This is a genomic window from Pseudomonas sp. VE 267-6A (assembly GCF_024126555.1).
GTDB lineage: Bacteria > Pseudomonadota > Gammaproteobacteria > Pseudomonadales > Pseudomonadaceae > Aquipseudomonas > Aquipseudomonas palmensis.
This window is the reverse complement of record NZ_JAMYBY010000009.1, coordinates 125,574-150,444: the sequence shown is the minus strand read 5'-3', so window position 1 is coordinate 150,444 and position 24,871 is coordinate 125,574. Positions and strand designations below refer to the sequence as shown.

20 protein-coding genes are annotated in these 24,871 nt (G+C 62.3%); 11 read left to right on the top strand and 9 right to left on the bottom strand.

Annotated features, from left to right (window positions below):
- Positions 1-18 precede the first annotated feature (18 nt).
- Genes glyQ through NJH59_RS12650 form a run of 4 tightly spaced genes read left to right on the top strand, consistent with a single transcriptional unit; the run spans position 19 to position 4,361 of the window.
- Positions 19-972, top strand: coding sequence for a glycine--tRNA ligase subunit alpha (gene glyQ / locus NJH59_RS12665; RefSeq protein ID WP_043862242.1), 954 nt, complete (start codon positions 19-21; stop codon positions 970-972).
- Positions 969-3,023 carry a glycine--tRNA ligase subunit beta gene (glyS, locus tag NJH59_RS12660; RefSeq protein ID WP_043862241.1) on the top strand — a complete coding sequence of 685 codons (2,055 nt, stop codon included), beginning with the start codon at positions 969-971 and terminating at the stop codon, positions 3,021-3,023. Before glyQ ends, glyS begins: the two co-directional genes overlap by 4 nt.
- Before the next feature lie 3 nt (positions 3,024-3,026).
- Entirely contained in the window at positions 3,027-3,569 is a 543-nt protein-coding gene (gene gmhB, locus NJH59_RS12655; RefSeq protein ID WP_100634899.1) for a D-glycero-beta-D-manno-heptose 1,7-bisphosphate 7-phosphatase, read from the top strand.
- 21 nt (positions 3,570-3,590) lie between these two features.
- Positions 3,591-4,361: a 1-acyl-sn-glycerol-3-phosphate acyltransferase gene (locus NJH59_RS12650; protein ID WP_043862239.1), complete on the top strand. Its 771-nt coding sequence runs from the start codon at positions 3,591-3,593 to the stop codon at positions 4,359-4,361.
- Positions 4,362-4,540: 179 nt separating this feature from the next.
- On the opposite strand, the gene NJH59_RS12645 is transcribed toward NJH59_RS12650, so the two are convergent.
- Both NJH59_RS12645 and NJH59_RS12640 read right to left on the bottom strand, forming a co-directional pair.
- Positions 4,541-6,163 carry an MFS transporter gene (locus tag NJH59_RS12645; protein WP_253086849.1) on the bottom strand — a complete coding sequence of 541 codons (1,623 nt, stop codon included), beginning with the start codon at positions 6,161-6,163 and terminating at the stop codon, positions 4,541-4,543.
- Positions 6,164-6,257: 94 nt separating this feature from the next.
- Positions 6,258-7,907, bottom strand: coding sequence for a GMC family oxidoreductase (locus NJH59_RS12640; protein WP_104571753.1), 1,650 nt, complete (start codon positions 7,905-7,907; stop codon positions 6,258-6,260).
- A gap of 136 nt (positions 7,908-8,043) precedes the next feature.
- On the opposite strand from NJH59_RS12640, the gene NJH59_RS12635 reads away from it, so the two are divergent.
- Complete coding sequence (locus NJH59_RS12635) at positions 8,044-8,931, top strand: LysR family transcriptional regulator (protein ID WP_054916053.1); 888 nt, start codon at positions 8,044-8,046, stop codon at positions 8,929-8,931.
- Positions 8,932-8,938: 7 nt separating this feature from the next.
- Here the strand turns inward: NJH59_RS12635 and NJH59_RS12630 are convergent, their stop codons facing one another.
- Genes NJH59_RS12630 through NJH59_RS12620 form a run of 3 tightly spaced genes read right to left on the bottom strand, consistent with a single transcriptional unit; the run spans position 8,939 to position 11,955 of the window.
- Complete coding sequence (locus NJH59_RS12630) at positions 8,939-9,757, bottom strand: sulfite exporter TauE/SafE family protein (RefSeq protein WP_043862235.1); 819 nt, start codon at positions 9,755-9,757, stop codon at positions 8,939-8,941.
- Positions 9,754-11,031, bottom strand: coding sequence for an FAD/NAD(P)-binding oxidoreductase (locus NJH59_RS12625; RefSeq protein ID WP_054916055.1), 1,278 nt, complete (start codon positions 11,029-11,031; stop codon positions 9,754-9,756). The genes NJH59_RS12630 and NJH59_RS12625 overlap by 4 nt, the downstream gene beginning before the upstream one ends.
- A 39-nt stretch (positions 11,032-11,070) precedes the next feature.
- Positions 11,071-11,955: an MBL fold metallo-hydrolase gene (locus tag NJH59_RS12620; protein ID WP_043862233.1), complete on the bottom strand. Its 885-nt coding sequence runs from the start codon at positions 11,953-11,955 to the stop codon at positions 11,071-11,073.
- A gap of 252 nt (positions 11,956-12,207) precedes the next feature.
- On the opposite strand from NJH59_RS12620, the gene NJH59_RS12615 reads away from it, so the two are divergent.
- Positions 12,208-13,518 (top strand): sigma-54-dependent Fis family transcriptional regulator, encoded by a 1,311-nt coding sequence (locus NJH59_RS12615; protein WP_078481299.1) that lies wholly within the window; start codon positions 12,208-12,210, stop codon positions 13,516-13,518.
- A gap of 124 nt (positions 13,519-13,642) precedes the next feature.
- On the opposite strand, the gene gyrB is transcribed toward NJH59_RS12615, so the two are convergent.
- Genes gyrB through dnaA form a run of 4 tightly spaced genes read right to left on the bottom strand, consistent with a single transcriptional unit; the run spans position 13,643 to position 19,851 of the window.
- On the bottom strand, positions 13,643-16,060 hold the full coding sequence (gene gyrB, locus NJH59_RS12610) for a DNA topoisomerase (ATP-hydrolyzing) subunit B (protein ID WP_054916057.1): 2,418 nt from the start codon (positions 16,058-16,060) through the stop codon (positions 13,643-13,645).
- Between the two features lie 4 nt (positions 16,061-16,064).
- Positions 16,065-17,168, bottom strand: a complete 1,104-nt coding sequence (recF, locus tag NJH59_RS12605) for a DNA replication/repair protein RecF (RefSeq protein WP_253086848.1) — start codon at positions 17,166-17,168, stop codon at positions 16,065-16,067.
- A gap of 19 nt (positions 17,169-17,187) precedes the next feature.
- Positions 17,188-18,291 (bottom strand): DNA polymerase III subunit beta, encoded by a 1,104-nt coding sequence (gene dnaN / locus NJH59_RS12600; protein WP_043860677.1) that lies wholly within the window; start codon positions 18,289-18,291, stop codon positions 17,188-17,190.
- 42 nt (positions 18,292-18,333) lie between these two features.
- Entirely contained in the window at positions 18,334-19,851 is a 1,518-nt protein-coding gene (dnaA, locus tag NJH59_RS12595; RefSeq protein WP_058541975.1) for a chromosomal replication initiator protein DnaA, read from the bottom strand.
- Positions 19,852-20,454: 603 nt separating this feature from the next.
- Here dnaA and rpmH point away from each other — a divergent pair.
- The 5 genes from rpmH (at position 20,455) to mnmE (ending at position 24,387) form a co-directional block, all read left to right on the top strand.
- Positions 20,455-20,589, top strand: coding sequence for a 50S ribosomal protein L34 (gene rpmH, locus NJH59_RS12590; RefSeq protein ID WP_002551315.1), 135 nt, complete (start codon positions 20,455-20,457; stop codon positions 20,587-20,589).
- A gap of 13 nt (positions 20,590-20,602) precedes the next feature.
- On the top strand, positions 20,603-21,007 hold the full coding sequence (rnpA, locus tag NJH59_RS12585) for a ribonuclease P protein component (RefSeq protein WP_196933215.1): 405 nt from the start codon (positions 20,603-20,605) through the stop codon (positions 21,005-21,007).
- A complete protein-coding gene (yidD, locus tag NJH59_RS12580) occupies positions 21,000-21,248 on the top strand; it encodes a membrane protein insertion efficiency factor YidD (protein ID WP_078481305.1) in 249 nt (82 codons plus the stop codon). Before rnpA ends, yidD begins: the two co-directional genes overlap by 8 nt.
- A gap of 2 nt (positions 21,249-21,250) precedes the next feature.
- Complete coding sequence (gene yidC, locus NJH59_RS12575; protein WP_043860674.1) at positions 21,251-22,933, top strand: membrane protein insertase YidC; 1,683 nt, start codon at positions 21,251-21,253, stop codon at positions 22,931-22,933.
- Positions 22,934-23,016: 83 nt separating this feature from the next.
- A complete protein-coding gene (gene mnmE, locus NJH59_RS12570) occupies positions 23,017-24,387 on the top strand; it encodes a tRNA uridine-5-carboxymethylaminomethyl(34) synthesis GTPase MnmE (protein ID WP_043860673.1) in 1,371 nt (456 codons plus the stop codon).
- Positions 24,388-24,871 lie beyond the last annotated feature (484 nt).

Here is a 24,871-nt window from a genome sequence, read left to right as displayed (position 1 = left end):
CTGGAAAAGGTGAATTTCGTGAGCCAGCCTACGCCAGCCGTGCGTACCTTCCAAGACCTGATCCTCGCCCTGCAGCAGTACTGGGCCGAGCAAGGTTGTGTGGTACTTCAGCCCTACGATATGGAAGTAGGCGCCGGCACTTTTCATACCGCCACCTTCCTGCGCGCCATCGGCCCGGAAACCTGGAACGCCGCTTATGTGCAGCCCAGTCGTCGCCCGACTGACGGCCGCTACGGCGAAAACCCCAACCGCCTGCAGCACTACTATCAGTTCCAGGTGGTCCTGAAGCCGAACCCGGACAACTTTCAGGAACTGTACCTGGGCTCGCTCAAGCACGTGGGCCTGGACCCGCTGGTGCACGACATCCGCTTCGTCGAAGACAACTGGGAGTCGCCGACCCTGGGCGCCTGGGGCCTGGGCTGGGAAGTCTGGCTCAACGGTATGGAAGTGACCCAGTTCACCTACTTCCAGCAGGCCGGCGGCATCGAGTGCTACCCGGTCACCGGCGAGATCACCTACGGTCTGGAGCGCCTGGCCATGTACCTGCAGGGCGTGGACTCGGTCTACGACCTGGTATGGGCCGACGGCCCGTTCGGCAAGGTGACCTACGGCGACGTGTTCCACCAGAACGAGGTGGAGCAGTCCACCTACAACTTCGAGCACGCCAACGTCGACAAGCTGTTCGAACTGTTCGACTTCTACGAGAGCGAAGCCAAGCGCCTGATCGAACTGGACCAGCCGCTGCCGCTGCCAAGCTATGAAATGGTGCTCAAGGCCTCGCACACCTTCAACCTGCTGGATGCACGCCGCGCCATCTCGGTGACCGCGCGTCAGCAGTACATCCTGCGCGTGCGCACCCTGGCGCGTGCCGTGGCCCAGGCCTACCTGCTGGCCCGTGCCAAGCTGGGCTTCCCGATGGCGACCCCGGACCTGCGTGACGAAGTATTGGCCAAGCTGGAGGCTGCACAATGAGTGCTCAAGATTTCCTGGTAGAACTGGGCACCGAAGAGCTGCCACCCAAGGCCCTGAACACCCTGGCCGAAGCCTTCCTGGCCGGCATCGACAAGGGCCTGCAAGCGGCCGGCCTGAGCTTCGAGAGCAAGACCGTGTACGCCGCGCCACGTCGCCTGGCGGTGCTGATCACCGCCCTGGCCACCCAGCAGCCGGACCGCAGCGTCAACCTCGACGGACCGCCACGCCAGGCCGCGTTCGACGCCGACGGCAACCCGACCCAGGCCGCCCTGGGTTTTGCCAAGAAGTGCGGCGTGGACCTCAGTGAAATCGACCAGAGCGGGCCGAAGCTGCGCTACAGCCAGAACATCGTCGGCAAGCCGACCGCCAGCCTGCTGCCGACCATCGTCGAAGACTCGCTCAACGACCTGCCGATTCCCAAGCGCATGCGCTGGGGTGCACGCAAGGAAGAGTTCGTGCGTCCGACCCAGTGGCTGGTGATGCTGCTCGGTGACCAGGTCATCGATTGCACCATCCTCGCCCAGAAGGCCGGCCGCGACTCGCGTGGCCACCGCTTCCACCACCCTGAAGCCGTGCGCATCACCTCGCCTGCCAACTACCTGGCCGACCTGCGCGCTGCCTATGTGCTGGCCGACGCCAACGAGCGCCGCGAGCTGATCAGCAAACGCACCGCCGAACTGGCCACCCTGCAGGAAGGCACCGCGATAGTGCCGCCGGCCCTGCTCGACGAAGTGACCGCGCTGGTCGAATGGCCGGTGCCGCTGGTGTGCTCGTTCGAGGAGCGTTTCCTCGAGGTGCCGCAGGAAGCCCTGATCACCACCATGCAGGACAACCAGAAGTACTTCTGCCTGCTGGACGTGGACGGCAAGCTGCTGCCGCGCTTCATCACCGTGGCCAACATCGAGAGCCGCGATCCGAAGCAGATCATCGAAGGCAACGAGAAGGTCGTGCGCCCGCGCCTGACCGACGCCGAGTTCTTCTTCAAGCAGGACAAGAAGCAGAAGCTCGAAAGCTTCAACGAGCGCCTGCAGAACGTGGTGTTCCAGGCACAGCTGGGCAGCGTGTTCGACAAGGCCGAGCGCGTGGCCAAGCTGGCTGCCTTCATTGCCCAGCGCATCGGCGGCGACGCCCAGCGCGCGGCGCGTGCCGGCCTGCTGTCCAAGTGCGACCTGGCCACCGAGATGGTTGGCGAGTTCCCTGAAATGCAGGGCGTTGCCGGCTACTACTACGCCCTCAACGACGGCGAGCCCGAAGACGTCGCCCTGGCCCTGAACGAGCAGTACATGCCGCGCGGTGCCGGTGCCGAACTGCCCTCGACCCTGACCGGTGCGGCCGTGGCCATCGCCGACAAGCTCGACACCCTGGTCGGCATCTTCGGCATCGGCATGCTGCCAACCGGCAGCAAGGACCCCTATGCCCTGCGCCGCGCCGCCCTGGGCGTGCTGCGTATCCTGATCGAGAAGCAGCTGGACCTGGACCTGAACGAGGCGGTGAACGTCGCCGTCGCCCAGTTCGGTGCCAAGGTCAAGGCTGCCGGCCTGAGCGAGCAGGTGCTGGAATTCGTCTTCGACCGCCTGCGTGCGCGTTACGAAGATGAAGGCATCGACGTGGCCACCTACCTCTCGGTACGTGCGCTCAAGCCAGGCTCGGCACTGGACTTCGACCAGCGCGTGCAAGCCGTGCAGGCGTTCCGCAAGCTGCCGGAAGCCGCAGCCCTGGCTGCGGTGAACAAGCGTGTGTCCAACCTGCTGAGCAAGGCCGAAGGTTCGGTGGCTACCTCGGTAGAGCCCAAGTACTTCGACAACGCCAACGAGTTCTCGCTGTACTCGGCCATTCAACAGGCCGATCAGGCGGTACAACCGATGGCCGCTGCGCGTCAGTACAGCGAGTCGCTGGCGCGCCTGGCCGCGCTGCGCGAGCCGGTGGATGCGTTCTTCGAGGCGGTGATGGTCAACGCCGACGACGCCAACGTGCGAGCCAACCGTTATGCCCTGCTCAGCCGCCTGCGCGGCCTGTTCCTGGGCGTGGCCGACATCTCGCTGCTGGGGTAGGACGTGAAGCTGCTGATTCTCGATCGGGACGGGGTGATCAACCAGGACTCCGACGCCTACATCAAGTCGCTGGACGAGTGGATTCCCATCCCGGGTTCGATCGAGGCCATTGCGCAGCTGAGCAAGGCCGGCTGGACGGTGGCGGTGGCCACCAACCAGTCGGGCATCGCCCGTGGCTATTACAGCCTGGCCACCCTCGACGCCATGCACGCGCGCCTGCGCGAGCTGGTGGCGGCGCAGGGCGGCGAGGTGGGCCTGATCGTCTATTGCCCGCATGGCCCGGACGACGGCTGCGATTGCCGCAAGCCCAGGCCGGGCATGCTGCGCACCATTGCCAACCATTACGCGGTCGACCTGGCCGGGGTGTGGTTCGTGGGTGACAGCAAGGGTGACCTGGAAGCCGCGCGCGCCGTCGATGCACAACCGGTTCTGGTAATGACCGGCAAAGGCGAGCAGACCCTGAGCAAGGGCGTGCCCGAGGCAACGCTGATTTTCGATGACCTGGCGTCGATCGCCAGTGCACTTATCCACACACAGGCGGGTTAGCCCGCAACGGTACATTCCGCTATGTCGATCCTGCAGGCGATCAGAATTTTTCTTTTTTACCTGCTGCTGGGTACCAGCTCGTTGCTGTGGTGCACCCTGAGCTTCTTTATCGCGCCGTTCCTTTCGTTCCGCGCCCGTTACCGCTTCATCAATGTGTACTGGTGCCGTTTTGCGCTGGTGCTGGTGCGTGTTTTCCTGAACATTCGGGTGAACGTCACCGGGGCCGAGAACATTCCGGCGCAACCCTGCGTGATCCTCTCCAATCACCAGAGCACCTGGGAGACGTTTTTCCTCTCCGCCTATTTCCAGCCCTTGAGCCAGGTGCTCAAGCGCGAACTGCTGTACGTGCCGTTCTTCGGCTGGGCCATGGCCATGCTGCGGCCCATCGCCATCGACCGCGACAACCCCAAGGCTGCGCTCAAGCAGGTGGCCACCGAAGGCGACAAGCTGCTCAAGGACGGTGTGTGGGTGCTGATCTTCCCGGAGGGTACCCGCGTGCCGTTCGGCAAGATCGGCAAGTTCTCCCGTGGCGGTACCGCGCTGGCGGTTAATGCCAACCTGCCGGTGCTGCCGATCGCGCACAACGCCGGCAAGTACTGGCCCAAGGAAGGCTGGGGAAAGCGCGCCGGCACCATCGAGGTGGTGATCGGCGAGCCTATGTATGCCGAAGGCACCGGGCCACGCGCCATCGCAGCGCTCAACGACCGTGCGGCGGCATGGAACGAGCAGACCCAGCGCGACCTCGGTTCGCTGCCGGCGCACGCCCCCGACGACGCCCAGCCGGTGACCTGACCGTTCTGTGGATAACGTGTGCACAGTATTTGGATTTCTTTCAGAAAAATTCGCTAACCTTATGATTTAACTGCTTATTTCTCTGTATGACTGTTTTGCGAAAATCGTGCATAAGTTTTTTCGCGCGATAAAAAAACCGGCTTTTAGGCCGGTTTTTTTGTGGATTACTTAAGGCCCTTTCACACCTTGTCCAGGTCCACCTTGTTGGTCTCCGTCAGGCAGAAGATCCCCACCACCAGGCTCACCCCGGTAATCAGCACCGGGTACCACAGCCCGTAGAAGATATCCCCGGTATACACCACCAGCGCGAACGATACCGTCGGCAGGAAGCCGCCGAACCAGCCATTGCCGATGTGATACGGCAGCGACATCGAGGTGTAGCGGATGCGCGTGGGGAACAGCTCCACCATCACCGCCGCCAGCGGACCATAGGTCATGGTCGCGATCAGGATCATCACCACGATCAGCAGCACCACCATCGGCTGGTTCACGTTGGCCGGGTCTGCCTTGGCCGGGTAGCCAGCCTTTTCGATGGCCGCACGCATGGCCGCTTCGTCGAAGCCGTCGATACGCTGCTCGCCGATGGTCACCACCACCTCGGTGCCGGCAGGCATCGATTGCGAGCTGTACGGCAGGCCCTGCTTGACCAGGAAGGTCTTGACCTTGTCGCAGGTGCTGTCGAAACGTGCCTTGCCCACCGGGTCGAACTGGAAGGTGCAGCCCTGCGGATCGGCCATCACCACGATCGGCGCCTGGCGGCTGGCCGCGTCGATCTGCGGGTTGGCGTAGTGGCTCAGGCCCTTGAACAGCGGGAAGTACAGCACGGTGGCCAGCAGCAGGCCGAGCATCAGGATCGGCTTGCGCCCGATCCGGTCCGACAGCCAGCCGAAGAACACGAAGAACGGCGCGCCGATCACCACGCTGATGATCAGCAGGGTATTGGCCTGGGCCGGGTCCATCTTGAGCATCTGGGTCATGAAGAACAGCACGTAGAACTGCGCGGTGTAGAAGGTCACCGCCTGGCCGGCGTTGATGCTGAACAGTGCGGTGAGCACGATCTTGAGGTTGGCCCACGAGCCGAACGACTCACGAATCGGCGACTTGCTGGTCTTGCCCTGGGCCTTCATTTTCACGAAGGCCGGCGACTCGTGCATGCTCATGCGGATCCAGGTGGAGATACCCAGCAGCACGATCGACAGCAAAAACGGCAGGCGCCAGCCCCATACCTCGAACTGGTCGCCCGTGAGGTAACGGCTGCCCAGCACCACCAGCAGCGAAAGCAGCAGGCCGAGGGTAGCGGTGGACTGGATGAACCCGGTGTGAAAGCCGCGCTTGCCGGGCGGCGCGTGCTCGGCCACATAGGTGGCCGCGCCGCCGTATTCGCCGCCCAGGGCCAGGCCCTGGAGCATGCGCAGCACCACCAGGATGATCGGCGCGGCAATGCCGATGCTGGCGTAGTTGGGCAGCAGGCCCACCGCAAAGGTCGACAGGCCCATCAGCACGATGGTGACCAGGAAGGTGTATTTGCGCCCGATCATGTCGCCCAGGCGCCCGAACACCAGAGCGCCGAAGGGCCGTACCAGGAACCCGGCAGAGAACGCCATCAGCGCGAAGATGAACGCCGTGGTGTCGTTGACCCCGGCGAAGAACTGCTTGCTGATGACGACCGCCAGCGCCCCATAGAGAAAAAAGTCATACCACTCGAAAACCGTCCCGAGGGATGACGCGAAAATGATCTTGCGTTCTTCGCGGCGGCTGTTGCCCGCGGCTGCAGCGCCCTGCTGTTGAAGAGTGTCCGACATCGTGCTGTCCTCGGCCCTTGCGGGCACAGTGATTCTTGTTGTTGTTCCACTGTCGTCGCCGGCCGACTGCTGCCGACGTCACTGCACGCCGCCCTCAGGGCGTCGCTAACGCGGTCTTGCCACTGCTGTTGCTGGCTGCGGGTGCGGCCTTAAGAATCAGTTGCGCGGCCTTCTCGCCGATCATCAGGGTGGGTGAACAGGTATTGCCAGAGGTGATCTGCGGCATGATCGAGGCATCGGCGATGCGCAACCCCGCCACGCCATGCACGCGCAACTGTGCGTCCACCACATCCAGCGGGCCGTTGCCCATGCGGCAGGTACCTACCGGGTGGAAAATGGTTGTGCCGATCTGCCCGGCAGCCTGCTGCAACTGCTCCTCGGTATCGAGTGCTGCGCCTGGCAGGTATTCGACCGGTGCAAAAGCGGCGAGGGCAGGGGCCTGTACGATCTGTCGGGTAAGGCGGATGGCCTGGGCGGCGACGCGCAGGTCTTCAGGCTCGCTGAGGTAGTTGGGGTCGATGACCGGTGCATCGCCCGGGTTGGCCGAGCGGATATCCACACGCCCGCGGCTGAGCGGGCGCAGGTTGCACACCGAGGCGGTAAATGCGGCAAAGCGGTGCAGCGGCTCGCCGAAGCGGTCCAGCGACAGGGGCTGCACGTGGTACTGCAGGTTGGGCGTGGGCTGCTCGGGGTGCGAGCGCACGAACGCCCCCAGCTGGCTCGGCGCCATGGCCAACGGGCCGCTGCGGTCATACAGATAGCGCAGGCCCATGCCCAGCTTGCCCCAGTGGGTGTTGGCCACCTGGTTGAGGGTGCGCACGTTGCTGACCTTGTAGATCAGGCGCAGTTGCAGGTGATCCTGCAGGTTGCCGCCCACGCCGGGCAATTCGTGCAGTACCGGGATGCCTAGGCGTTCCAGCAATGGCCGCGGGCCGATGCCGGAGCGTTGAAGAATGCCCGGCGAACCCACCGCCCCGGCACACAGGATGATTTCGCGGCGGGCCTGGTAACGCTGTTCGCTGCCCTGCCAGCGCGCCTGAACGGCCGAAGCGCGACCATTGTCGAGCAGCACCTTGTCCACCTCGACGCCGGTCAGCACCGTCAGGTTGGGGCGGTGGCGCACGGGGCGCAGGAATGCCTTGGCCGCATTCCAGCGCACGCCGCTGCGCTGGTTGACCTGAAAGTATCCACAGCCCTGGTTATCCCCACCGTTGAAGTCGTCAATGCTGGCGATGCCGCTCTGGGCTGCCGCCTCGCGAAACGCATCGAGGATCGCCCACGAATAGCGCTGGCGTTCGACCCGCCATTCGCCAGCGTTGCCGTGCAGCTCGCTGGCGCCGCCAAAATGGTTTTCGCTGGCCTTGAACAGTGGCAGCACGTCATTCCAGGCCCACCCGGGATTGCCCTGTTCGGCCCAGTGATCGTAGTCGCGGGCCTGACCGCGCATGTAGATCATGCCGTTGATCGAGGAACACCCGCCCAGCACCTTGCCCCGTGGGTAGCCCAGGCTGCGACCGTCGAGCCCCGGTTGCGCTTCGGTCTTGAAGCACCAGTCGGTACGCGGGTTGCCAATGCAATAGAGGTAGCCCACCGGAATGTGGATCCAGGGGTAGTTGTCGCGACCGCCGGCTTCGAGCAGCAGCACGCGGCAGCCAGGGTCGGCAGACAGCCGATTGGCCAGTAGACAGCCGGCAGGGCCGGCACCGACTACCACGTAGTCGTAGGAATGATCGGCTGGTGCCATGAAGACCTCGCGCCTGATTTTTATTCTTGTCCAGGCCAGTGTTATTGATTATTTTCGAGTTGAACACGTTAGATTTCACGCAACGGCTGTGCGTTTTAGAACAACGCAAGTGAACCTCTGATTCACAAGGAAAAGCATGTTCGACTGGAATGACCTGCGGTTTTTTCTCGAGTTGCAGCGTAGCGGCCGCCTGCTGACCGCGGCCAAGCGCCTCAACACCACCCATAGCACCGTGGCCCGGCATATCGAGAGCATCGAGAGCAGCCTGGGCACGGCACTGTTCGTGCAGCACGCCCAGGGCTATGAACTGACCCCGGCCGGGCAGGCCCTGCTCAAGCACGCCGAAGCCATGGAGAACGTCGCCTTGTTGGCGCAGGAGGAGATCACCCAGGCCATCACGCCGCTGGGCAAGATTCGCCTGGGGGTGACCGAGGGCATCGGCATCATGTTCTTCACCCCGCGCATGGGCAGCCTGTTCGAACGCTACCCCGGGCTGGAGGTGGAGCTGGTCGCAGTGCCGCGCTTTGTCAGCATCATCAATCGCGAGGCAGAGATCAGCATTCACCTGGAACGCCCGCATGCCGACCTGTTGATCACGCGAAAACTCACCGATTACCGCCTGGCGCTGTATGCCAGCCCCGAGTACCTGGCCAGGGCTGCGCCGCTCAACAGCCGCGAAGACCTGGCCCGGCACAGCTGGATCGGCTACGTGGACGACCTGCTGTTCAGCCAGCAGTTGCTGTTTCTCAACAGCTTCTGCCGCGCACCGAACGTGGTGTTTCGCAGCACCAGCGTGATCGCCCAGCAGCATGCGGCGCGTGCCGGGCTGGGCATCGCGGTACTGCCCAACTACATGGCCCGCCACGACCCGCACCTGGTGCGCGTGCTGCCCAGCGAAACCATCCAGCGCAGCTACTGGATCAGCACCCGGCGCGAACTGCACAAGTCGGTGCGCCTGCGGGTAGTGTGGGACTACCTGCTGGCGCTGTGCGCCGACGAGCAGGGCGAACTGCTCGCCGAGTGAGCGGCGTTCAGCGCGCCAGGGTGTTGACCGCCAGCAACAGGGCAGCCGCTATCCCCACCAGCGCAAAGCCCTGTTGCAGACGCGGCCCGGCCAGGCGGTGGGCGAACTGGCGCGCAACCACCAGGCCCGCCACCGCACCGCCGGCAAACGGCACGCCGACACCCCAGTGCATCACCCCGCTGAGGCTGGCGCTCAACACGCTGCCCAGCGACACCAGGGCGATCACCGCCAGCGACGTGGCGACGATGCTTTTCATCTCAAGGTTGGTGTAGCGCCCCAGGGCAGGCACGATCACAAACCCGCCACCGACCCCGAGCAGGCCGGACAGCAGGCCGCTGAGCAAGCCGGTGAAGGCCAACGCGCGGGCGCAGGGCAGGGTCCAGCGCAAGCGCCCCTGCAACGGGTTGAGCACACAGGGCTGCAGGGCACGATCCGCACAGGGCGGCTCGCCCCGCAGCTCGCGCCGGGCCTTGCGCAGCATGCGTGCGCAGGCATACACCAGCACCACGCTGAACCCCAGCGCCAGCGGTGCATTGGGCAGGCGATGCGCCAGCAGCAGGCCGAAGGGGGTGGCGCACATACCGATCAGCGCGACGAACAGCGCCGCCCGGTAGCGCACCAGCCCCTGACGCAGCCCCAGCACCGCACCTACACCTGCCGCCAGGCCCACCGCCAGCAGGCCGACCGGGGCCGCCTCGACCATGCTCAGGCCCAGGCCGAACACCAGCAGCGGCACCGCAAGAATGCCGCCACCGGCGCCCGTCAGGGCCAGGATGATGCCAATGAGGGCGCCCAGACCGGCGCCGACCAGTTCATGCTCTGTCACTGGCGCGCCTCACGCAGTCGCGCAACCGGCTTGGCCAGCCATTCGCGCCCCTTGAGCATGCAGCGCCAGTACAGCGGCGGCAGTATCCGCGCCTTGAGCAGCCAGGCCAGGCGCGTGGGCCTGCGCCCGTCTAGCAACCAGCGCGGAAAGCTTGGTGCCAGCTTGCCGCCGTAGGTGAACTCGGCCAGCACGATCCTGCCGCGCTCCACCGTCAGCGGGCACGAACCGTAGCCGTCGTATTCGGCCAGACGCGACAGGCGTCCCAGTGCCACCAGCACGTTGTTGGCCACCACCGGCGCCTGCTTGCGGGCAGCGGCGGCCGTCTTGGCATTGCTGGTGTTGATCACATCGCCCAGGCCATGGATGTTGCCGTAGCGCGCATGGCGCAGGGTGGCCGGGTCGACCTCGAGCCAACCGGCCGCATCGGCCAGCGGGCTGTTGCGGATGAAGTCCGGCGAAACCTGCGGCGGTACCACATGCAGCATGTCGAATGCCTGCACCACGGTTTCGCTGCTGCCGTCGGGCAGGGTGCGCAGAAAGGTCGCGCGCTTGCCCGGCCCGTCCACCGCCACCAGCCGGTGTGAATAGTTGAGGTCCACGCCGTAACGGTCGATGTATTCCATCAGCGCCGGCACATAGTCGGCGACACCGAACAGCACGTTGCCGGCGTTGAAGAACTGCGCCTGGATCGCCCCCAGGCGCCCGCTGCGCAGCCAGTGGTCGCACGACAGGTACAGGGCTTTTTGTGGGGCACCGGCGCACTTGATCGGCATCGGTGGCTGGGTGAACACGGCGCGGCCTTCCTTCAGGCCCTGCACCAGCTGCCAGGTGTAGGGCGCCAGGTCGTAGCGGTAATTGGAGGTCACGCCGTTCTGGCCGAGGGTCTCGACCAGGCCGTCGATGGCGTCCCAGGCCAACCGCAGCCCGGGGCATACCACCAGCTGTTCGTAACTCACCAGGCGCCCGTCATCCAGGCTGACGGTCTGCGCCTGCGGGTCGAACTGTTGCACGGCGGCCTTGATCCACCTGACCGCCGCCGGCACGGTCGAGGCCAGGGTGCGGGCGGTGGACGCTGCGCGAAACACGCCCGCGCCGACCATGGTCCAGCCAGGTTGATAATAGTGAACGTCGGCGGGGTCGATGATCGCGATATCCAGCGAGGCATCACGCGCCAGCAGGCTGGAGGCGGTGGCGATTCCGGCGGCACCGGCGCCGACGATCAGCACCTTGTGGTGGCTGACCTCGCGGGCAGCGGCAGAAGAGGGGGCAGGCATGGCAGTACGTCCTTTAATAATAATTCTGGTGCAGCAGGTTCAGAGCTTGTTGAGCGGGATCTTCAGGTAGCGCACACCGTTGTCTTCCGGCTCGGGCAACTGGCCGCTGCGCATGTTCACCTGTACCGAGGGCAGGATCAGTTGCGGCATGTCGAGGGTGGCGTCACGGGCTTCGCGCATGGCCACGAAGCAGTCCTCGCTGATGCCGTCGCGAATGTGAATGTTGCTGGCGCGCTGTTCGCCCACCGTGGTCATGTAGCGCAATGCACGGCCTCCGGGCAGGTAGTCGTGGCACATGAACAGGCGGGTGGCATCCGGCAGGGCCAGGATGCGCTGGATCGAGCGGTACAGGGTGCGCGCATCGGCCCCGGGGAAGTCGCAGCGGGCCGTGCCGTAATCCGGCATGAACAAGGTGTCGCCGACGAACGCGACGCACTCGTCACCGGCCTGTACCAGGTAGGTCATGCAGGCCGGGGTATGCCCCGGTGTGTGCAAGGCGCGCAGCTTGAGCGTGCCAAGGGCGAGCTCGCCGTTGTCGTCCAGCAGCACATCGAACTGGCTGCCATCACGGGCAAAGCCGGGTTCGGCATTGAACAGCGTGCCGAACACCTTCTGCACCTGGGTGATGCGGCTGCCGATGGCCACCTGGCCACCCAGCGCCTGCTTGAGATAGGCGGCAGCAGAGAGGTGGTCGGCGTGCACATGGGTCTCGAGTATCCACTGCACCTGGCCACCCAGCTCCCGTACCCGGGCGATCAGCTTGTCGGCCGAGGCGGTATCGGTACGCCCGGCCTTGGGGTCATAGTCCAGCACGCTGTCGATCAGGGCGCAGTGCGCGCTGGCCTGGTCCATGACCAGGTAGCTGATGGTCGAGGTCGCGCTGTCGAACAACGCTTCTACATACAGGTTACCGCCGATGATCATTACCGCTCTCCAGAGAAATCCGCTGATGCCTGCCGGCCAGCCGTGCAGGCATTCGACCAACAGTCATCAAGATATGTGCCAGCGCAGATTCACGCGTGCTCCCGGCCAGCACGCCCGGTTTACCTGAGTCTGGACCCTCTGGCCGAAACTGCCTGCCACGGTTCTGGCAGCTGGTTGGCAGAGGCTGGCAGTTTTTGGCAGTGAGCGAGGCGTTCGGTTAAGCTGCGGGCCTGCCTTGCCCCTGGTGCCGTCATGCCCATGAACCCCGACACACCCGCCAGCCCCGCCCTGCAGGCGCTGGTGTCCTACCTCGAACACGAACCTCAGCCGAGCATCGTGCTCGACCTGCAGTACAACATTCTTGCCGCCAACACCGCGTACCTGCATCAATTCGGGGTGGTGGGCGCCGCGCCGATCGGCCAGAAGTGCCACCACGTCTCGCACCACTACGCGGTGCCGTGCGACCAGGCGGGCGAGCACTGCCCGATGCGCAAGGCCAGGCATAGCCGCACCCCCGAGCGGGTGCTGCATGTGCATCACACCCCGCGAGGGCCGGAACATGTGGACGTGGAGTTGCGCCCGATCCTGGACGAGCAGGGTGAAGTGATCGCCTTTGTCGAACGCCTGACCAGCATCGCCGTGGCGTCGGCACAGCCGCAGCAGTTCGGCCTGGTAGGGCGTTCGGCGGCCTTCCAGGAGGCCCTTGCCGGTGTCCAGCGGGCCGCGCCGGCGCAGATACCGGTGCTGCTGCAAGGGGAGTCCGGCACCGGCAAGGAGCTGTTCGCCCGCGCCCTGCATGCCAGCAGCCCGCGTGCCAGCGGTCCGTTGGTGGTGGTGGACTGCACGGGGCTGACCGAGACGTTGCTGGAGAGCGAGCTGTTCGGCTACGAGAAGGGCGCATTCACCGGTGCCAACCAGCGCAAGATCGGCCTGGCCGAAGCCGCCCATGGCGGCACCCTGTTTCTCGACGAGATCGGTGAGGTGCCGCTGGCGATGCAGGTCAAGCTGCTGCGTCTGATCGAGTCGGGCAGCTTTCGCCCGGTGGGCAGCCTGCGCACGGTGCATTCGGATTTCCGCCTGATCTCGGCCACCCACAAGCCGCTCAAGGAAATGGCCACCGCCGGCAGCTTTCGCGAAGACCTCTACTACCGTATCAGCGGCTTCCCGATCCGCCTGCCTTCACTGCGCGAGCGCTTCGAAGACCTGCCCCTGCTGATCGAGACCCTGCTGCAGCGCCTGGCCGGGTCTGCTGCGCCGCGGGTCGACGAGGAGGCCATGACCTTGCTGGGGCTGTACCGCTACCCCGGCAACATCCGCGAGCTGCGCAACATTCTGGAGCGGGCGAGGTTGTTCAGCGACGACGGCATCATCCGCGCCGAGCACCTGCCCACGGAGCTGAGAGCCGACTCGCCCGCCAGTGCCCCACACCGCTCGAATACCCGATTGCGCGACATCGCCCAGGCGCTGGACAGCTTCGAAGGATCGCGCAGCGAGCTTGCCCGCCACCTGGGGCTGAGCGAGCGCACCCTGTATCGGCGCCTGCGCGAGCTGGGTGTTTCTTGAGTGCTCACGCCTAGGGCGCAGCAGCAGCTAGGCAGGAATACAAAAAGGCCAACCCCTGAGGGTTGGCCTTTCGAGGGCGTTGTCACTGTGGATAACTGCCCGCTTTCAGAGGTACTGCAACCGGTCAGAAGTCCAGGTTGGATACCGCCAGGGCGTTGCTTTCGATGAACTCGCGGCGCGGTTCCACGGCGTCGCCCATCAGGGTGTTGAAGATCTGATCGGCAGCGATCGCGTCTTCGATGGTCACCTTGAGCATGCGGCGCACAGTCGGGTCCATGGTGGTTTCCCACAGCTGGTCCGGGTTCATCTCGCCCAGCCCTTTGTAGCGCTGGATGGTGTGACGCTTGGTGCTTTCGGCCATCAGCCAGTCCAGGGCTTCCTTGAACTCGGTGATGGCTTTCTTGCGTTCGCCACGCTGCACGTAGGCACCTTCACCCAGCAGGGTGGCAAGCTGGGCGCCCAGCGCGGTCACGGTGCGGTAGTCGTTGCTGCCGAAGAAGTCGCGGTTGAAGGTCACGTAGCTGGCAAGGCCGTGGGAAGTGATTTCCACTTCTGGCAGCCACACGTTGCGCTCGCGGTCTTCACGCAGGCTGGCCTTGTACAGCAAGCCGGACTTCTCGGTGTTGCGCAGGCGCTCATCGAACCTGGCGAGCCAGTTCTGCATGTGCGCGTGGTCGGACAGCTGCTCCACCGAGATGGCCGGCAGGTACACGAAGTGCTCGGTGAGCTCTTGCGGGTACAGGCGCGACAGACGCTTGAGGGTCTTCATCACGGTACGGAATTCGTTGACCAGACGCTCCAGCTCGACACCGGAAACCGGTGGCGCGGACTCGTCCAGGTGCAGGCTGGCATCTTCGAGGGCCGACTGGGTCATGTACTCTTCCATGGCCTCGTCGTCCTTGATGTACTGCTCCTGCTTGCCCTTCTTGACCTTGTACAGCGGCGGCTGCGCGATGTAGATGTAGCCGCGCTCGACCAGCTCCGGCAACTGACGGAAGAAGAAGGTCAGCAGCAGGGTACGGATGTGCGAACCGTCGACGTCAGCATCGGTCATAATGATGATGTTGTGATAGCGCAGCTTCTCGATGTTGTACTCTTCGCGGCCGATGCCACAGCCCAGTGCGGTGATCAGCGTGCCCACTTCCTGGGACGAGATCATCTTGTCGAAACGTGCTTTCTCGACGTTGAGGATCTTACCCTTGAGCGGCAGGATAGCCTGGGTCTTGCGGTTGCGACCTTGCTTGGCCGAGCCGCCTGCGGAGTCACCCTCCACCAGGTACAGTTCGGAGAGGGCAGGGTCTTTCTCCTGGCAGTCGGCAAGCTTGCCCGGAAGCCCGGCAATGTCCAGCGCGCCCTTGCGACGGGTCATTTCACGCGCTTTACGGGCCGCTTCACGGGCGCGCGCAGCGTCGATCATCTTGCCGACCACAGCCTTGGCTTCGTTCGGGTTTTCCAGCAGGAAGTCGGAGAAGTACTTGCCCATCTCCTGTTCCACGGCGGTTTTGACTTCGGACGAAACCAGCTTGTCCTTGGTCTGCGAGCTGAACTTGGGATCAGGCACCTTCACCGAGATGATTGCGGTCAGGCCTTCACGGGCATCATCACCGGTGGTCGCGACCTTGTTCTTCTTGGCCAGACCTTCCTGCTCGATGTAGTTGTTCAGGTTACGCGTCAGCGCCGAACGGAAACCCACCAGGTGAGTACCGCCGTCGCGCTGCGGAATGTTGTTGGTGAAGCACAACAGGTTCTCGTTGAAGCTGTCGTTCCACTGCAGGGCGATTTCCACACCCACACCATCCTCGCGCTGAACGCTGAAGTGGAACACTTCGTTCACCGGAGTCTTGTTGGTGTTCAGGTATTCGACGAATGCGCGCAGGCCACCTTCGTACTTGAATTCCTCTTCCTTACCCGAGCGTTCGTCCTTCAACAGGATGCCTACGCCAGAGTTGAGGAACGACAGTTCACGAATCCGCTTGGCCAGGATGTCCCAGCTGAAGTGGATGTTCTTGAAGGTTTCGGACGATGGCTTGAAGTGGATCTGGGTGCCGGTGGTTTCGCTGTCGCCGACAATCTTCATCGGAGCCTGCGGTACACCGTGAACGTAGGTCTGCTCCCAGATCTTGCCGCTGCGGCGAACGGTGAGGATCAACTCTTCGGAAAGCGCGTTCACCACCGAGACGCCCACACCGTGCAGGCCGCCGGATACCTTGTAGGAGTTGTCGTCGAACTTACCGCCGGCGTGCAGTACGGTCATGATGACCTCTGCGGCGGAAACCCCTTCTTCCTTGTGTACATCGACCGGGATGCCGCGGCCGTTGTCGCGAACGGTGATGGACTCATCCGGGTGGATGATTACGGTAATGTCGTCACAGTGGCCGGCGAGGGCTTCGTCGATCGAGTTATCGACCACCTCGAACACCATGTGGTGCAGGCCGCTACCATCATCGGTGTCGCCAATGTACATACCGGGACGCTTGCGTACGGCATCCAACCCTTTGAGCACTTTAATGCTAGAGGAGTCGTACGTTTGATTTTCGCTCATGCCTTCACTCCCGATGGTCGTGGGTCTGGGTGATACGGCCTTGTTCCACGTGGAACAAGGCAACTGGCGTATCCGTCTGCCAGCCTTCCCTCAATAATTCGTGGTCTACACAGGTGATAAACACCTGGCAGCGTAATTCTTCCAGCAAGCGGCAAAGTGCACGACGGTGCTGCTCGTCCAATTCGGACGGCAGGTCATCCACCAGATAAATACATTGGCCGCGGCGTGCCTGGCTGACCAGATGCCCCTGGGCGATACGCAGTGCGCACACCACCAGTTTCTGCTGGCCGCGAGACAGGATATCGGCCGCGTTGTTGGCGCCTAACCTGAGCCGCAGATCCGCACGTTGCGGACCTGCCTGTGTGTGGCCCATCTGCTGATCCCGATGGAGCGAGCCAGCCAGGACCTCACTGAGGTCTCTGTCCTTGTCCCACCCTCGGTAGTAACTCAGGGTCAGCCCCTCGAGCTCCAGCAATTCGCTCAAGGTTTGTTCGAAGACGGGTTTCAGCGCTTTGATGTAATTACGGCGGTACTCGTCGATTTCCGCACTGGCCAGGCATAACTCCCGGTCCCAGGCTGCTTGCGAAACAGCGTCAAGTGTACCATGCCGCAACCATGAGTTCCGCTGCCGCAGGGCCTTCTGCAGGCGCTGCCAGGTGGACATGAAGCGAGGTTCCACGTGGAACACACCCCAATCCAGGAATTGCCGGCGAATCTTGGGCGCACCTTCAAGCAGGCGAAAACTGTCCGGGTTGATCAGTTGCAGCGGCAGTATCTCTGCCAGTTGGGCGGCACTGCGGGCGTTCTGCCCGTCGATGCGAATGGTGAAATCCCCTTGCCGTTCCCGCGATATGCCCAAGTTGCTGGAACCACCTTCATTCAGTTCGACCTGGCCGAATACCGTACAAGCCAGTTCTTCATACTGGATGACCGGTGTAAGGCGAGTGCTGCGAAATGAACGGGCCAGGCCGAGCAAATGGATGGCTTCCAGCACGCTGGTTTTGCCGCTGCCGTTGGCGCCATACAGGATGTTGATGCGGGGGGAGGGGGAGAAGGTCACCGGGTGCAGGTTGCGCACCGCGGTGACTGAAACGCGACTGAGGGACATCTAGCGAGTGCTGGACAAATTACAGGCGCATCGGCATGACGACGTATGCAGAATCGTCATTGTCCGCCTCTTGCAGCAGGGCGCTGCTGTTGGAATCAGACAGGATCAGACGAACCTGTTCGGTGGTCATCACGCCCAGCACGTCGAGCAGGTAGCTCACGTTGAAACCGATTTCCAGCGAACCGCCGTTGTAGTCGACGCCGATCTCTTCTTCGGCTTCTTCCTGCTCGGGGTTGTTGGCCTGAATCTTCAGTTGGCCAGCCGCCAGTTGCAGACGAATGCCGCGGTACTTTTCGTTGGACAGAATCGCGGTACGGCTGAACGCTTCGCGAAGTGCCTGGCGATCACCCAGTACCAGTTTGTCGCCGCCCTTTGGCAATACGCGCTCGTAGTCCGGGAACTTGCCATCCACCAGCTTGGAGGTGAAGGTGAATTCGCCAGTAGTGGCGCGAATGTGTTGCTGGCCCAGCACGATGGCAACGGTGCCTTCCGGATCAGTGAGCAGGCGCGCCAGCTCAAGGATACCCTTGCGAGGTACGATCACCTGGTGGCGATCAGCCTGACCGATATCGGCCTGCATCGAGCACATGGCCAGACGGTGACCATCGGTGGCGACCGCGCGCAGAGTGCCGGTGGAGACTTCCAGCAGCATGCCGTTCAGGTAGTAGCGCACGTCCTGCACGGCCATTGCGAAGCTGGTGCGCTCGATCAGGCGGCGCAGGCGGCTCTGCTCCAGGGTGCAGGTCAGCGAACCCGGGCCTTCCTCGACGGTGGGGAAATCGTTGGCTGGCAGGGTCGACAAGGTGAAACGGCTGCGGCCGGCCTTGATGATGACCTTCTGCTCGTCGACCTTGATGCTGATCTCCGCTTCGCTCGGCAGGCTCTTGCAGATATCCATCAGCTTGCGTGCAGGTACGGTGATCTCGCCGGGCTCGGCAGGGTGTTCCAGTTGCACACGGCCAACCAGTTCCACTTCCAGGTCAGTACCTGTAAGCGACAGTTGCTGGCCTTGGACCACCAGCAGCACGTTGGACAATACCGGCAAGGTCTGGCGGCGCTCGACGACGCCTGCGACCAGTTGCAGGGGTTTCAACAGGGCTTCGCGTTGAATGGTGAAATGCATGGTCTAGTCCCTTGCCTTAAAAAAAAGCCGCGCTGACGTTCATCACGTCGTCAGGGTACGCAGCAGGTTCTTGTAGTCCTCGCGGATATCCGCGTCGGATTCCTTGAGTTCGTTGATCTTGCGGCACGCGTGCAACACCGTGGTGTGATCGCGGCCGCCGAAGACGTCGCCGATTTCCGGCAGGCTGTGGTTGGTCAGTTCCTTGGACAGGGCCATGGCCACCTGACGCGGCCTTGCCACCGAACGCGAACGCCGCTTGGACAGCAGATCGGAAATCTTGATCTTGTAGTACTCGGCCACTGTGCGCTGAATGTTATCCACACTCACCAGCTTGTCCTGCAGTGCCAGCAGATCCTTGAGCGACTCGCGAATCAACTCGATGGTGATATCGCGGCCCATGAAGTGCGAGTGGGCAATGACCCGCTTCAGCGCGCCTTCCAGTTCCCGCACGTTGGAGCGGATGCGCTGGGCAATGAAGAACGCAGCGTCATGTGGCAGGTCGACCTTGGCCTGGTCGGCCTTCTTCATCAGGATCGCAACGCGGGTCTCGAGCTCCGGCGGCTCTACGGCAACGGTCAGGCCCCAGCCAAAGCGGGACTTGAGGCGCTCCTCGAGGCCTTCGATTTCCTTGGGGTAGCGGTCGCTGGTGAGAATCACCTGCTGGCCACCTTCGAGCAGGGCGTTGAAGGTGTGGAAAAACTCCTCCTGCGAACGCTCCTTGCGGGCAAAGAATTGAATGTCGTCAATCAGAAGCGCATCGACCGAGCGGTAGAAGCGCTTGAACTCGTTGATGGCATTGAGCTGCAACGCCTTGACCATGTCGGCTACGAAGCGCTCCGAGTGCAGGTACACCACCTTGGCATTCGGATTCTTCTTGAGCAGGTGGTTACCCACAGCGTGCATCAAGTGCGTCTTACCCAGGCCCACCCCGCCATAGAGGAATAACGGGTTGTAGCCATGCTTGGGGTTGTCGGCGACCTGCCAGGCAGCCGCGCGGGCCAGCTGGTTGGACTTGCCCTCGACGAAATTCTCGAAGGTGAAGGTGCGGTTCAGGTAGCTGGTGTGTTTGAGCGCACCCTCTACCTGCACAGTACGTTGTTCGGTACGGCTGCTGGGTGGAGCCACCACGGCAGTGTTCTCGCCCATCGAGTCGAAGCTGTCGCGCGAAGGTGCATCTTCGACCTGGGGCGCTGCCGGCACAGGTGCTGGCGCTGCCGGGGCTGCCACGGCAGCGACCTGCGCAGCCTGCTGGGCCTGGGAAGCGGCGACCGAGGCGGCGAGCGGTGCGTTGGGCGCAGCACGGGGTGCCGAACTGCGTCGGCTGCCTATTAATAAGGAAAGCGCAGGGGCGATGCCGTTGCCGTGTTCGCCCAGCAGTTCGAGCAAGCGACCCAGGTACTTTTCATTGACCCAATCGAGTACGAACCGGTTAGGCGCATAGACGCGCAACTCGTCGCCTTCGGCTTCGACCTGTAGCGGACGGATCCAGGTGTTGAATTGCTGGGCAGGCAGTTCGTCGCGCAGAAGGTCCACGCACTGCTGCCAAAGTTCCACTGACACGGATATCCCCTGAGTTGAACGCCGGTGAGGCAAAAACAAGCGGCCATTGTACCGACCGCCAGCGCAGTTATCCACATGCAGGTGTGTCGAGGGTGGCGATAAATCAGCAGGTTAGTGGCAAAAACGTCACTTTACCGCTGTGAATAAGCCCTGTGGATAACCATGCCTGAGCACTTTGCACAAGTGGGGGTCGAAATCGGTGGATAACTGCGCTGTGGATAACAGACCTTTTAATCCACAGCTTTTGCGCCTGCACAGCACAGCCAGAGCACCGCTTCCCGACAGGGTTTCTTTTCTCTGTACAGTACGTAGAACAAGGCCTGTAGCGTTCTATCCACAGAAAACAGCTGCCTAAGTTCTATAAGATTTACAAAAAAGCTTTAAATACCTTCTCTTCTTTTTTCTATGTTTAAGCGTCCGGCAAGGCTGTGTCCCTGTCATCCGGGGCACAGGCCTGTGGACGAGCATGCGAAGGCGCCCGGTTTTTTATCCATAAGGAAAAGCTGGTTGGAAATTGACCTATGGCGCTGCTTTCTCTAGAATCGCCGGTCTCTTAAAACGGGGGCCATTCCGGCCCGTTGTCGACGAACCAGGTAACACGCCATGAAACGTACTTTCCAACCAAGCACCATCAAGCGCGCCCGCACTCACGGTTTCCGTGCCCGTATGGCTACCAAGAACGGCCGTGCCGTACTGTCCCGCCGTCGTGCCAAAGGCCGTAAGCGTCTGGCAGTTTGATTTTTCGGCACAGGTGGTGAGTCAGGACTTCAGTCGGGAAAAGCGTCTTCTGACACCCCGACACTTCAAAGCGGTCTTTGACTCTCCATCCGGCAAGGTGCCAGGCAAGAGTCTCTTGCTCCTTGCCCGCGAGAACGGCCTGGATCATCCCCGCCTGGGGCTCGTGATCGGGAAAAAGAGCGTCAAGCTCTCCGTTCAACGCAACCGCTTGAAGCGTTTGATGCGCGATTCGTTTCGTCTCCACCAGCATTTGCTGGCCGGTTGGGACATCGTGATCGTCGCGCGCAAAGGCCTGGGCGACGTAGAAAACCCAGAATTGCACCAACATTTTGGCAAGCTCTGGAAGCGCCTTGCACGCAGTCGGCCCGCTCCAGTGGTTAACAGCGAATCTGCAGGGGTAGACCGTCCAGATGCGTAAACTGGTACTCGTTCCGATCCAGTTTTACCGTTACGCCATTAGCCCTCTGATGGCCAGCCACTGTCGTTTCTATCCGACCTGTTCCACCTATGCGATTGAAGCCATCGAAACACATGGCGCATTGCGCGGTGGATGGTTGACCGCTCGTCGTCTCGGGCGTTGTCATCCGTGGAATGCCGGCGGTTATGACCCGGTTCCGCCTGCTCCCACTTCCCGTACTTCTTCTTCGATAGCCGAGTAATCATGGATATTAAACGCACGATCCTGATCGCCGCCCTGGCAATCGTGTCCTATGTCATGGTCCTCAAGTGGAACCAGGACTACGGCCAGGCTGCCCTGCCGACTCAGAATACTGCTGCCAGCACCGTCGCGCCGGGCTTGCCCGATACCCCGACCGTTGGCACATCCGGCGCCAGCGCCGATGTTCCGAGCGCCACTGCTGAAACCACCCCTGCAGAAATTGCACCGGTTGCCGTCAGCACAGACCTGATTAGGGTCAAGACCGATGTCCTCGACCTGGCTATCAACCCCAACGGCGGTGATATTGCGCAGCTGACCCTGCCGAAATATCCACGTCGCCAGGACCATCCGGAAATTCCGTTCCAGCTGTTCGATAACGGCGGCGAGCGCGTTTACCTGGCTCAGAGCGGCCTGACCGGTGCCAACGGCCCCGATGCACGTGCCGCTGGTCGCCCGCTGTATTCCGCCGAGCAGAAAAGTTATCAACTGGCCGATGGCCAGAACCAACTGGTCGTCGACCTCAAGTTCAGCGACGCGGGTGTGAACTACATCAAGCGTTTCACCCTGAACCGTGGTGAATATGACCTGAAAGTCACTCACCTGATCGACAACCAGAGCGGCAAGCCGTGGACAGGCAACCTGTTTGCACAGCTCAAGCGCGATGCCAGCTCCGATCCGTCGTCGAGCACCGCCACCGGTACCGCCACCTATCTGGGCGCCGCCCTGTGGACAAGTGCCGAGCCGTACAAGAAAGTGTCGATGAAGGACATCGACAAAGGTAGTTTGAAAGAAAATGTTACCGGCGGCTGGGTTGCCTGGTTGCAGCACTACTTCGTGACCGCCTGGATTCCCAACAAGTCGGACAACAACGTTGTTCAGACACGCAAGGACAGCCAGGGCAACTACATCATCGGGTTCACCGGTCCGGAGCTGAACGTGGCTGCCGGCGCCCAGGGCGAAACCAGCACGCTGCTGTACGCCGGTCCCAAGAGCCAGGAAAAACTCAAGGCGCTGTCCCCGGGCCTGGAGCTGACTGTCGACTACGGCATCCTGTGGTTCATTGCCCAGCCGATCTTCTGGCTGCTGCAACATATCCATGAGCTGCTCGGCAACTGGGGCTGGTCGATCATCGTCCTGACCATGCTGATCAAGCTGCTGTTCTTCCCGCTGTCCGCTGCCAGCTACAAGTCGATGGCGCGCATGCGTGCCGTGGCACCTAAACTGGCCGCGCTGAAAGAACAACATGGCGATGACCGGCAGAAGATGTCGCAGGCCATGATGGAGCTGTACAAGAAAGAGAAGATCAACCCGCTGGGCGGCTGCCTGCCGATCCTGGTGCAAATGCCAGTCTTCCTTTCGCTCTACTGGGTATTGCTGGAAAGCGTTGAAATGCGCCAGGCCCCGTGGATGTTCTGGATTACCGACCTGTCGATCAAGGATCCGTTCTTCATCCTGCCGATCATCATGGGCGCGACCATGTTCATCCAGCAGCGCCTGAACCCGACGCCGCCGGATCCGATGCAGGCCAAGGTGATGAAGCTGATGCCGATCATCTTCACCTTCTTCTTCCTGTGGTTCCCGGCAGGTCTGGTGCTGTACTGGGTTGTGAACAACTGCCTGTCGATCGCACAGCAGTGGTACATCACCCGCAAGATCGAAGCGGCGAGCAACAAAGCCACCGCTTGACGGGTTAGCCAGCTAACCTGTGGATAAAACGCCCCCTCGTGGGGCGTTTTGCTATCTGTCGTTTTTGTCTGAGGCCTTCGCTGATGAATGCTCGTCGTGAAACCATCACTGCAATTGCCACTGCCCAGGGTCGTGGCGGTGTAGGAATCGTGCGTATTTCCGGACCGCTGGCCAGCAAGGCCGGGTTGGCCATCACCGGCCGTGAGCTCACCCCGCGGTATGCCCATTACGGTCCGTTCAAGGGCGACGATGGCCTGGTACTGGATGAAGGCATTGCCCTGTATTTTCCCGGGCCCAACTCCTTTACCGGTGAAGATGTGCTGGAACTGCAGGGCCACGGCGGCCCGGTTGTGCTCGACATGCTGCTGCAGCGCTGCGTGGAACTGGGTTGCCGCCTGGCGCGCCCGGGCGAATTCAGCGAGCGCGCCTTTCTCAACGACAAGCTCGACCTGGCGCAGGCCGAAGCCATCGCCGACCTGATCGAGGCCAGTTCTGCACAGGCGGCGCGTAATGCGCTGCGCTCGTTGCAGGGCGAATTTTCCCGCCGTGTGGATAACCTCACCGAAAAACTGATCAGCCTGCGTATCTACGTCGAGGCGGCAATCGACTTTCCCGAAGAGGAAATCGATTTTCTTGCCGATGGCCACGTCCTGCGCATGCTCGAGGAAGTGCGCGAGAGTTTATCCACAGTGCAGCGCGAGGCGGGGCAGGGTGCGCTGTTGCGCGACGGCATGACGGTGGTGATCGCCGGGCGGCCGAATGCCGGCAAGTCCAGCCTGCTCAACGCACTGGCCGGGCGCGAGGCGGCCATCGTGACGGACATCGCCGGTACTACCCGGGATGTGCTGCGCGAACATATCCACATCGACGGCATGCCGTTGCACGTGGTGGACACCGCCGGCCTGCGCGATACCGAAGACCATGTGGAAAAGATTGGGGTGGAACGCGCCCTCAAAGCCATTGGCGAGGCCGATCGGGTGCTATTGGTGGTGGATGCCACGGCACCTGAAGCCGATGATCCGTTCGCATTGTGGCCTGAATTCCTTGAACAGCGCCCCGACCCGGCCAAGGTCACGCTGATTCGCAACAAGGCCGACCTCAGTGGCGACCCCGTGGGCCTGCAGTTGTCCGACGATGGTCACGTCACCATCACCCTCAGTGCCAAGGGCGCCGACCAGGGCCTGGAACTGCTGCGCGATCACCTCAAGGCCTGCATGGGTTACGAACAGACTGCCGAAAGCGGCTTCAGTGCCCGCCGGCGCCACCTGGACGCCCTGCGCCAGGCCAGTTCGCACCTGGACCACGGTCATGCGCAATTGACCCTGGCGGGCGCTGGAGAGCTGCTGGCCGAAGACCTGCGCCAGGCCCAGCAGTCCCTGGGCGAAATTACCGGCGCCTTCAGCTCCGATGACCTGCTGGGGCGCATCTTCTCCAGCTTCTGCATCGGCAAGTAGTCCGTTTATCCACAACGGGGCCGATCCAGGGCCTCGTTGTCGGCTGTCATCCCCCTCAATTTTTTATCCCCTGTCGAGAATTCCGGAACGCTCCGGGGCTTTCGCGTGCCTGTCTTACTCACAAACCGCAGAATAAGCCCTGTGGAAAACCCCGCCTCAGCTCGGTTGATAACCCGGCCTCAAGGCTGGAGATAACTCCCCCTGTTGATAAGTGGGTGTTTCATCCACAGGCTTAAGGCGCTTATCCAGACCCCTCATGGCCACTAGACCACAGCCTTTTGAACCTCTGTACATAAGGTGGAATAAGGGCTGTAGAGGTTTATCCACAGAAAGGTGCCTCACTAAGAATAAACATAAAAACAAAGCTTTAATAAATTTTTCTCTCTTTATTTCTATTGTCAGCCACTCATCCACAGGCTGGTTAAATTTTGTTCAAGCGGTTCCTAGAAGGGGGGTAAGTCCCTATACTTGTGCGTTATTCCTA